This window comes from Actinosynnema sp. NPDC059797 (genome assembly GCF_042732085.1).
Lineage (GTDB): Bacteria > Actinomycetota > Actinomycetes > Mycobacteriales > Pseudonocardiaceae > Actinosynnema.
On record NZ_JBHWIE010000289.1, the window covers coordinates 1 to 9095 of the forward strand.

9 protein-coding genes and 1 pseudogene are annotated in these 9095 nt (G+C 72.8%); 9 read left to right on the forward strand and 1 reads right to left on the reverse strand.

Annotated elements, in window-relative coordinates:
- Nucleotides 1-27: 27 nt before the first annotated feature.
- Nucleotides 28-885, reverse strand: coding sequence for a class-II aminoacyl-tRNA synthetase family protein (locus ACFV4N_RS34655; protein WP_499676884.1), 858 nt, complete (start codon nt 883-885; stop codon nt 28-30).
- Nucleotides 886-1063: 178 nt separating this feature from the next.
- Between ACFV4N_RS34655 and ACFV4N_RS34660 the strand changes: the two genes are divergently transcribed.
- From ACFV4N_RS34660 to ACFV4N_RS34700, 9 genes and pseudogenes are all read left to right on the forward strand, one after another.
- Nucleotides 1064-2272 (forward strand): MFS transporter, encoded by a 1209-nt coding sequence (locus tag ACFV4N_RS34660; protein ID WP_499676885.1) that lies wholly within the window; start codon nt 1064-1066, stop codon nt 2270-2272.
- A 322-nt stretch (nt 2273-2594) separates the two neighbouring features.
- Nucleotides 2595-2963: a cupin domain-containing protein gene (locus ACFV4N_RS34665; RefSeq protein WP_499676886.1), complete on the forward strand. Its 369-nt coding sequence runs from the start codon at nt 2595-2597 to the stop codon at nt 2961-2963.
- A gap of 34 nt (nt 2964-2997) precedes the next feature.
- The gene (locus tag ACFV4N_RS34670; RefSeq protein WP_499676887.1) at nt 2998-4527 is read left to right on the forward strand and encodes an AMP-binding protein; all 1530 of its coding nucleotides are present in this window, start codon (nt 2998-3000) and stop codon (nt 4525-4527) included.
- Between the two features lie 148 nt (nt 4528-4675).
- Complete coding sequence (locus ACFV4N_RS34675) at nt 4676-5026, forward strand: hypothetical protein (protein WP_499676888.1); 351 nt, start codon at nt 4676-4678, stop codon at nt 5024-5026.
- Nucleotides 5014-6198, forward strand: coding sequence for a cytochrome P450 (locus ACFV4N_RS34680; protein ID WP_499676889.1), 1185 nt, complete (start codon nt 5014-5016; stop codon nt 6196-6198). Before ACFV4N_RS34675 ends, ACFV4N_RS34680 begins: the two co-directional genes overlap by 13 nt.
- Nucleotides 6183-6431: a phosphopantetheine-binding protein gene (locus tag ACFV4N_RS34685; RefSeq protein WP_499676890.1), complete on the forward strand. Its 249-nt coding sequence runs from the start codon at nt 6183-6185 to the stop codon at nt 6429-6431. Before ACFV4N_RS34680 ends, ACFV4N_RS34685 begins: the two co-directional genes overlap by 16 nt.
- Nucleotides 6431-7159, forward strand: a complete 729-nt coding sequence (locus tag ACFV4N_RS34690) for an SDR family NAD(P)-dependent oxidoreductase (protein ID WP_499676891.1) — start codon at nt 6431-6433, stop codon at nt 7157-7159. Before ACFV4N_RS34685 ends, ACFV4N_RS34690 begins: the two co-directional genes overlap by 1 nt.
- On the forward strand, nt 7156-8001 hold the full coding sequence (locus ACFV4N_RS34695) for a PAS domain-containing protein (protein ID WP_499676892.1): 846 nt from the start codon (nt 7156-7158) through the stop codon (nt 7999-8001). The genes ACFV4N_RS34690 and ACFV4N_RS34695 overlap by 4 nt, the downstream gene beginning before the upstream one ends.
- Nucleotides 8002-8082: 81 nt before the next feature.
- Nucleotides 8083-8988: pseudogene (locus ACFV4N_RS34700) on the forward strand (2-hydroxy-3-oxopropionate reductase); the annotation flags it as partial.
- Nucleotides 8989-9095 lie beyond the last annotated feature (107 nt).

Consider the following 9095-nt stretch of genomic DNA (forward strand, 5'->3'; position numbering starts at 1 on the left):
CCACCGGGCGCGCCGCGACCGCACGGCTCAACCCGCGGTGACCTGGATCCCTTCGACCGCACGGGTCGCGGCCTCCCAGGAACCGCCGAAGTGGTCCGCCAGGGCGTGCAGCCAGCGCTCCACGCCGAAGCCGACGCAACCGGTGGCCGCCGGTCCGCCGTCGGCCAGCGGCACCTCGCACCGTTCGCCGAAGAACGTGAAGTGGGTGTTGACCGAGGCGACGGCGGTGCCGCGGTAGGTGTACTCGTGCTTCACCGGCACGATCTTCTGGAAGGTGGTCCGCTCGCCCGCCGGGTCGAAGAACGGGTCCGTGGCGCCGTGGCGTTCCAGCGGCAACCGCAAGGCGTCGGCGAGCCGCTCGACGAACTCCGAGGACCTGGCGAGGTGGGCGTCGACCTGTTCGGGCGTGCCCAGCGCCACGACCTCGCGCATCCGGAACGCGCGCAGGCGGCGGAGGCCGTCGAAGTGGTCCTCCTCGCGGTAACACTGGCCCAGCACGGTGACCAGCTCGCCGCCCTCGGGCACGGCGCGTCCCCGGTGGTCGAGGTAGACCGCGTAACAGGCGCTGGAAGGCAGGGCCAGGACCGCGGACCGCAACGACACCGGGTCGAACGCGCCCGCCTCGGCCTGCCGTTCCAACTCCCGCGCCGACCCGGCGGTGACGTCGAGGGCTCCTGCGACCAGGGCCAGGTGCGGGAAGTTCCGGTACACGTCGAGCGCGGCGAGGTCGGCGACCGGCAGCAGCGGGGGACCGGTGAACGGCGTCGCGCCGAGGGTCGCGGCCCAGTGCGTCCACACTCGGTCCAAGGCCTCGGCCAGCAGGGTCGGCGGACCGTCCAGCGCGGCCAGTCCATCGGACGCGCGAACACCGTGGGTGATCGTCATGGATGACTCCTCGATCGGCCGGAGGAACTCAAGTGACGTCCGGCGGACAGTTTCCCCTGGTGGAGATGAAAGGAGTCCCGCGAGGAGGGGGACTGTGCACGCCAGGGACGTGTCGCTAGAGTAACACCTCTGAGGACCTGACAACCTGATCCCTGCGCCGATTGGGGCACCTCCTTCGATGAAAAAAGGTCAACTCGGCTTCCTGGCCGGCACCCACCTGGTGAACGACCTGTACCAGGGCGCGATCCCGGCGCTGCTGCCGTTCCTAATGGCCGAGCGCCACTACAGCTACGTCGCCGTGTCCGGGCTGGCCTTCGCCTCCAGCGGGGTGTCGAGCCTGCTCCAGCCGGTGTTCGGAGTGCTGTCCGACCGCAGCCCGCGCACCTGGCTGGTGCCGCTCGGCTTCACCACCGCGGCCCTGGGCGTGGTCACCGCCCTGCTGGTCGATTCCTACCCCCTCACCTGGATCTGCATCGCCCTGGCGGGTGTCGGCATCGCCGCCTACCACCCGCCCGCGACCAGCGCCGCGCGGGCGGCGGGCGGCTCGTCGCAGCGGGCGATGAGCGTGTTCTCCGTCGGCGGGACCGTGGGTGGGGCCCTCGCGCCACCGCTGGTCACCCTCGTCGTCGGGTCGGCGGGCTTCGACGGCGGCTGGTTGCTGGCCGTGCCGGCCGCGGTGATGCTCGTCTTGTGGGTCCTCAAAGGACCGTGGATGCGGCGCCGCGGCCACGTCCCCGCGCCACCGCTGGTCACCCGCGGCGCCGGCGCGGCAGGCCTGGTCGACGACTGGCGCTCCTTCGGCAGGCTCATCGCGGTCGTCATCGGCTGGTCCGTGCCGTTCGTCACCGTCACCGCGATGGTGTCCCTGCACGCCCAGCGCGACCTCGGCCAGTCCCCCACGGGGGGCGCGATCGTGCTCACCTGCTACACCGCGGCGGGCGCCGTGGGCACCCTGCTGGGCGGCTGGATCGGCGACCGGCACGGCCGGATGACATCGGTGCGCCTGGGGTACTCGGTGGCCTTCGTGGCGCTGCTCGGCATCGCGTTCGTGCCGTCGTTCCCGGCCCTGGTGGTCTGCGCCACCGTGTTCGGCACGAGCATGTTCCTGCCGTTCGCCGCGCAGGTCACGCTCGCTCAGGACTACCTGCCCACCCGGCCCGGCACCGCCAGCGGCCTGACCCTGGGCCTGGCGATGGCGGCGGGTGGGCTGTGCTCCCCGGCGTTCGGCTGGTTGGCCGACCGCAGCGGCCTGCCGGCGGTGTTCTACGTCCTGTGCGCGCTGTTCCTCGTTCCCCTGGTGACCGCGCTTCGCCTGCCCGACCGAGGGCTCGGCGCGACCGACCCGGACCGACCCCTGGAGACGACCGCGACCAGTAACACCCAGTAGCCGCACCGCGCCGCGTCCGCGGCCACGCGCAGCCGATGCCCGCTCCGAGGGCATCGGCCGGCCCTTTTTATTCTTTTCACCCCGGCGGGCACCAACCGGTGCCCGCCGGGGTGATTTTTTCGGAGGGCTGTCCCGCCATTGGGGTGACCCCCGCTTTCACCCGCTCAGAATCTGGGAACGCGTTGAAAACCGCCGCGCCGTGCTCGTACCGTTGAGCGGCGGAGGACCTCGGAAGCCGACACTTGTCGCCCGGGTGGTCATCGCCTCCATCGCACCGCTATTCCCGGCCGTCGGGCCGAGCGGAAAAAGGGGAGAAAACCGGATGAAAATCAACTGGGCGGACCACGACGAGCTGAAGGCGGAGGGGATCGCCCTGTCCAGGCGGTTCGCCTTCGGGCAGGAGATGTCCTGCCTGCGGGTGGTCGCCGACCAGTCCGGCGACCTGGGGCTGCCGCCGCACTGGCACGAGAACGAGCAGTGGGTCGTGGTGACCGAGGGCTCGATCCGCTTCGTCGTAGAGGGCACGGAGTACGAGCTGAACGCGGGCGACGTCGCCTACATCCCGTCCCGGCAGCGGCACACGGCCACCTACGTCGGTCCCGAGGGCGCGGTGCTGCTGGAGTTCTCCGCGCCCCCGCGGCTGGACCTGGCGCCCGGGTCGATCCTGCCCTCCTCGATGAAGTTCGACTGACCGAGCCACTGACTGGGGAACGACCATGGGGGACATGCTCACGCGCGTGACCGCGGCGCGCTCATCCACGATCGCGGTCAGCTCTTCGGCCCCGACGATCCCTGACGCGTTCGCGCGGGTGGCGGCCCGCTTCCCGGACCGGGAGGCGGTGCTCGGCCCCGCCGGGCGACGGACGTACGCACAGCTCGCCGCGCAGGCCAACCGGGTGGCACGCCACCTCGTCCGCCGGGGCGTGCGCCCGGGCGACACGGTGCCGGTGGTGGCGCGCCGGGGCGTGGACCTGCCCGGTGTGCTGCTCGGCGTGCTCCTCGCGGGCGCGGCGTACGCGGTGCTCGACACCCGCTGGCCGGCGTCGCGCACCGCCGTGCTGCTGGAGCGGATGCGCCCGCCGGTCGTGCTCGCCGACCCGGTCGGGTCGGGCGCGCTGGCCGCGGCGGGGGTCCCGTGCACCGCGTTCGCCGACCTGGCGGCGCCGGCGCCGGGGGCCGCGCTGCCGGAGATCTCCGGGGACGCGGTCGCCACCCTGTTCTGGACCTCGGGCAGCACCGGCGAGCCGAAGGCCGTGCTGTCCCCGCACCGCGCCACGACCAGGCTGTTCACCCCGGAGCCGTTCCTGGACTTCGGACCGCACCCGGTCATGGTCAACGCGGCTGCGGTCGCGTGGGACGCCTTCACCCTGGAGCTGTGGGGGATGCTGCTGCTCGGCGGGACGGTCCTCGTGCACGAGGACGACCTGCTGCTGCCGCATGCCATCCGCGGTTACGTGGGCGACCAGGGCGCGACCCACCTGTTCCTGACCCCGGCCCTGTTCGACGTGGTGGCAGCCGGCGACCTGGACTGCCTGGGCGGGCTCCGGGCCCTCCTGCTCGGCGGGGACCGGCCGCCGCCGCGGCACTGCCGCGCGCTGCTCGACGCGCACCCCGGCGTGGCCCTCTACAACGGCTACGGACCGGTGGAGACCTGCGTGTTCGCCACCGCCCACCGGATCACCAGGGCGGACACCGAATCGGCCACCGGAGTGCCCGCCGGGACGCCGGTGCCGGGCACCGAGGTCCACGTCGTCCGCGACGGCGTCCCGGTGCCGCCCGGCGAGGTCGGCGAGGTGGCGATCGGCGGGGCGGCCCTGGCCCACGGCTACCTGGCCGCGCCCGACCTGACCGCGGCGGCGTTCGGCCGGGTGCTCGTCGGCGGGCGTGCCGTGCCGGTGTACTTCACCGGTGACCGCGGTTGGCTCGACGCGAACGGCGTGCTGCACTTCGCCGGACGCGCGGACGCCCAGCTCAAGGTGGCCGGGCACCGGGTCGAACCGGCCGAGATCGAAGCCGCCGCGCGTGAGCTGGGCAGCAGGCGGTCGGTGGCCGTGGCGGTGGCCGGACCGCGGATCGTGCTGTTCGCCGAGCCCCCGGCGGGGATGGACGAGGCGCAGCTGCGGGACCGGCTGCGCCGGGAGCTGCCCGCGTACATGGCGCCCGCCCGGGTCCACTTCGTCCCGGAGCTGCCGCTGCTGGAGAACACCAAGATCGACAAGCGGGCACTCTTCGCCCGCTTCGGCTACACGTCCTGAATTCCGGTTCCCGGAATTCGTCCGAGTACTTCGACCGCACCGCCGGTATGGCTTCCCAGCGCGAGTGAGGAATGGCGTCGTGGGCACACAGGACCGAGTAGAGGAACAATTCTCGATAGCCCTGGACTCGATCCAGGGGAAGCGCCGGGTGGAACGGGTGGTCGAGGCGGCCAACGCCCTCATCGAACGCTATTCCGGCGAAATCGGAACCGTCGAGCGCTTGCGCTCGCTCCACGAGTTGATCCGGCGCAACATCACCGAACGCGTGACCGTGCGTTACGGGGACGTGGTGCTCGGCCCGGCCGAGCCGCCCGCGGAGCCCGGTGACGCGGTGTACCGGTGCCGCATCGCCGGGCCGGGTGGGCAGGAAGGTGTGCTGACCGCCCGCTACCGCGAACCGGGCCCGATGGGGCTGACGGTGGCGGAGTGGCGGTCGGCCATGGCGCTGCTCGCCGGGATCGGCGCGCTGGGCGCGGGGGGTCGGGCATGTCCGGCCTGACCGCCCTCGCGCAGGGCCTGGACCTGCTCACCCGGCCGGACTGGTACCGGCTGCTGCCCGGTGGCGCGGACGTGCACCGGGTCGGCGACGGCGTGTACGCGGTGACCGGCAACCGGACCGTCCGGGCGGCGTTGATCCACCCCGCGATCGTGGCGGAGCACCCGCTCAAGGCCAGCGCCCGCGCGCTGGGCCCCAACGTGCTCGACGCCGACGGGCCGCGCCACCGCGCGTTCCGGTCGCTGCTCGCACCGATCCTGTCCGCGGCCCGGATCGCGGAGTACCGGACCGAGCTGATCCCCGACCTGGTCGAGTCCTTGGTGGACGACCTCGTCGGCGTGGAGACCGACGACTTCCACGGCAGGTTCGGCCACAAGGTCCCGTACGGCATCGTGAGCAGCATCCTCGGGGTGGACCCGGCGCTGGAGGACCGGTTCCACCGGTTGACCCGGCCGCTGGCGCGGCTGCTGGACTACCCCACCGAGGAGACCCCGCTGACCCACGCCTCCGTGGCCGAGCTGCTGGAGCTGGTCGAGCGGCAGCGGCGCACCGGCGCAGAGGGCGGTGGGTCACTGCTGGAGGTGGTCGAGCGCACCCGCGACCGCAAGGGCATCTCGCTGACCGACGGCGAGGTGCGCGCCACCGCGGTGCTGTTCTTCCTGGCGGGCACCGAGACCAGCAGCGCCCTGATCACCTCGCTGGTGTACTGCTTGGGCAGGCTGGTGTTCGACCTGTCCGAGCTGGCCGACCCGGCGGCGGCCGCGGGCTTCGTGGACGAGGTGCTCCGGCTCTACCCGCCGGTGCGGACCATCGTCCGGTTCGCCGGCGACGACCTGGTGCTCGACGGGGTCGAGGTGCCGCGGCACGCCGCGGTGCTGGTCTCGGTCGCCGGGGCGAACCGCGACCCGCGGGTGTTCGACAACCCGGACCGGTTCGAGTTCGGCCGCGACAACCGCCAGGCCATGCCGTTCGCGGCCGGGGCGCACGCGTGCCCCGGCGCCCACCTGGCCAAGGCCGAGTTCGCGCTGCTGGTCGCGCGGCTCGTGCGGCGCTGCGCCGAGGTCGTCGTGACCCGCGACGGCGCCGGCGTGACCAGCCAATCCTTCTCCCACCCCACGGACTTCTCCGTCCGGTTCGTACCGAAGGAGGAAGCAGCACAGTGGACACCACGGTGAACTCCAAGCTCAGCGCGTTGCGGAACTGGTTGGAGGGCTTGCACGACGAGCCCCTGGACATCGACGGCGACACCGACCTGATCAAGTCCGGTGTGGTCACCAGCCTCCAGTTCGTGCAGATGGTCATCGAGATCGAGCGCCTGCACGGTCAGCGGCTCGACCCGGGCGTCATCACCGTCGACTCGATGCGCTCGCTCAACGCGATCGACGCGGCCGTGTTCCGGGCCGGCTGATGGCCGCGCCCGTCGCCGTGGTGTCCGGCACCTCGTCGGGCATCGGAGCCGCCGTGGCCGCCGCTTTCCTCGACCGGGGGTACACCGTCGTAGGCCTGTCCAGGCGCGGGAACCCGGACCTGGCGGCTGATCCGCGCTACCGCGACCACCAGGCGGACGCGCGCGACCCGGAAGCCGTGCGCGAGGCGTTGACCTCCTCCGGCGTCACCGGCGAGGGGGTGCGCGCGGTCGTGCTCAACGCCGGGGCCTCACCCGACCCGGTGGACCTGGTGAAGCTGGACTGGGCGGTGGCCGCCGCGGCGTACGAGACCAACGTGCGCACCGCGCTCACCCTGGTACAGGCGACCGCACCGCTGCTCAAGCTCGCGGGCGGCGGCTCGCTGACCTTCGTCGGCGCCAGCCTGGCCAACGGCTACCAGCCGGAGCGCTGGGCGTACGCGGCGAGCAAGGCGGCCATGACGTCGCTGATGCGCGCCTGCTCGACCGGTTTCGCCGACGACGGCGTGATCGCCAACGAGGTGCGGCCGGGGCCGGTCGCCACCGCGATGACCATGGGTGGGCTCGACGCGGCCGCGAGCGACAGCGTCCTGCGCGCCATCAACCAGGGCTTCGGCACCGACTGGCTCAAACCGGCCCGCACGGTCGCCGACTGGATCGTCACCATCGCCGAGTTCCCGTCCAACGGCCCCACGGGGCAGGTCTTCAACTACAGCCGCAAGGTTCTGTGACCGCAGAGAGGTGCACCATGGTGGACTACCCGCGTCCCGACCAGCTCGTGGACCTGTTCAACAACGCTTCGCCGGGCATGGCCGTGACCGACGCCGACGGCGCGGTCGTGCTGGCCAACAAGGCCGCCCGAGAACTGCTCGGGGACCAGGCCGCGACGGGCGCTCCGCTGGCCGCCGCGGTCGGGGTCGACGACTACGCCCGGCTGTTCGCCGAGGGCGACCCGGTGGAGAACCTGCCCGCCTCGTTCACCGCCACCGGGTTTCCCCGCGGGCACGCCAACATCGGCTTCGGCGAGGTCGACGGCGTGCGCTACGGGTTCTGGGCGCTGCGACCGGTCACCACCCACCCGACGCCCGCGCCGCGACCGGCGGCGGGCGAGTCCACGGCGCAGGAGTGGATCGCCCGGGTCGACCAGCCGGACCCCTCGTACCGGGAGGTCGGCGAGGAGGCCGTGCCGTTCCTCAGGGCCTACTACGACCACTGCCCGGTGGCCATCCACCTCATCGAGCAGGACGGCACCGTCGCCCACGCCAACTGGAAGGACATCGCGATCGTGGGCGCGACCGAGCAACCCGACTCCTACGTCGGCCACCACATCCGCCGCATCTACGCCGACCAGGACGTGGTGGAGGACTTCCTGGGCCGGTGGGGCGAGGACGCGCCGATCATCGACTTCCGCGCGGACTTCCTCAACCGCGCCGGGGAGCGGGTGCCGGTGGTGATCTTCTCCACCGCGAAGGTGGAGGACGCCGTGCTGAAGAACACCCGGTGCTTCGTGTTCTCCGACAGCGACCCGTCCCGCCCCAGGGACCGGGTCAAGGCGCTCGACCTCAGCTTCTAGTGCCCGACAGCTTCCGGCACCCAGTCCCGGCGGGCGGCCCCCGCCGGGACCGCCCCCCGCTTCCGGTCCGCGGCGCGGACCCGTCCCCTGGAGCCGCCTGTGCAGACCGTCGCCTTCCTGGGCCTGGGCACCATGGGCCGTCCCATGGCCGCCAACCTCGCCTCCGCCGGGTACGACGTGCGCGGGTGGAACCGCACCCCCGGTCGCGCCGGCGCGCTGCTCGCCGCGGGCGGACGGGAAGCCCCGGCGGTGGCCGACGCGGTGGCGGGTGCCGACGTCGTCATCACCGTGCTGCCAGACTCGCCGCAGGTCGAGGCCGTCGTCACCGGCCAGGGCGGAGTGCTCGACCACGCGTCGCCCGGCACCCTGCTGATCGACATGTCCACCATCGCGCCCGCCGCCTCGGTCTCCTTGGCGGAGACCGCGCTCACCACGGGTGTCCGGACCCTCGACGCCCCGGTCGCGGGCGGGGAAGCGGGTGCGGTCGCAGGCACGTTGTCGATCATGGTGGGTGGTTCCCACGCCGACTTCCGGGCCGCCGAACGGCTGCTGCGGGTGCTCGGCAGCCGGGTTGTCCACTGCGGACCACACGGGCGCGGCCAGCTCGTGAAGGCAGCCAACCAGCTGATGCTGGCCTCCATCACCCAGGCGTGCGCGGAGGCCGTCGTCTTCCTGGAACGCGCTGGCGTCGACCTGGACACCGCCCTGGACGTCCTGGAGGGCGGGCTGGCCTCCTCCGCCGTCCTCACCCGCAAGCGCGCCAACTTCCGCGACCGCGACTTCACCCCCAGCTTCACCCTGGCCCTGCACCACAAGGACTTGCGGATCGCGGTCGACGCCGCCCGTGCGCTGGGCGCGGCGGCGCCGCTGGGTGAAACCGCCGCGGAACTGGTGGCGGACGCCGTCGCCCGCGGTGACGCCCGATTGGACCACACGGCCCTCCTGCGTGGAGTGGAGCTCCTCAGCGCACCGACGTCGTCACGGTGACCAGCCCCTCGCCTGGTGGACGCCGGTCCGGAAATCGTGGGTGAGCCGGGCCGGGCCCGACGGGAGGTCGGTGTGGGACGCGGGCGGGGGCACCGGTTCTCAGGACC

Coding starts and splice junctions, on each gene's coding strand:
- ACFV4N_RS34660 (WP_499676885.1), top strand. CDS start 1,064: ATGAAAAAAGGTCAACTCGGCTTCCTGGCCGGCACCCACCTGGTGAAC.
- ACFV4N_RS34690 (WP_499676891.1), top strand. CDS start 6,431: ATGGCCGCGCCCGTCGCCGTGGTGTCCGGCACCTCGTCGGGCATCGGA.
- ACFV4N_RS34680 (WP_499676889.1), top strand. CDS start 5,014: ATGTCCGGCCTGACCGCCCTCGCGCAGGGCCTGGACCTGCTCACCCGG.
- ACFV4N_RS34670 (WP_499676887.1), top strand. CDS start 2,998: ATGCTCACGCGCGTGACCGCGGCGCGCTCATCCACGATCGCGGTCAGC.
- ACFV4N_RS34665 (WP_499676886.1), top strand. CDS start 2,595: ATGAAAATCAACTGGGCGGACCACGACGAGCTGAAGGCGGAGGGGATC.
- ACFV4N_RS34655 (WP_499676884.1), bottom strand. CDS start 885: ATGACGATCACCCACGGTGTTCGCGCGTCCGATGGACTGGCCGCGCTG.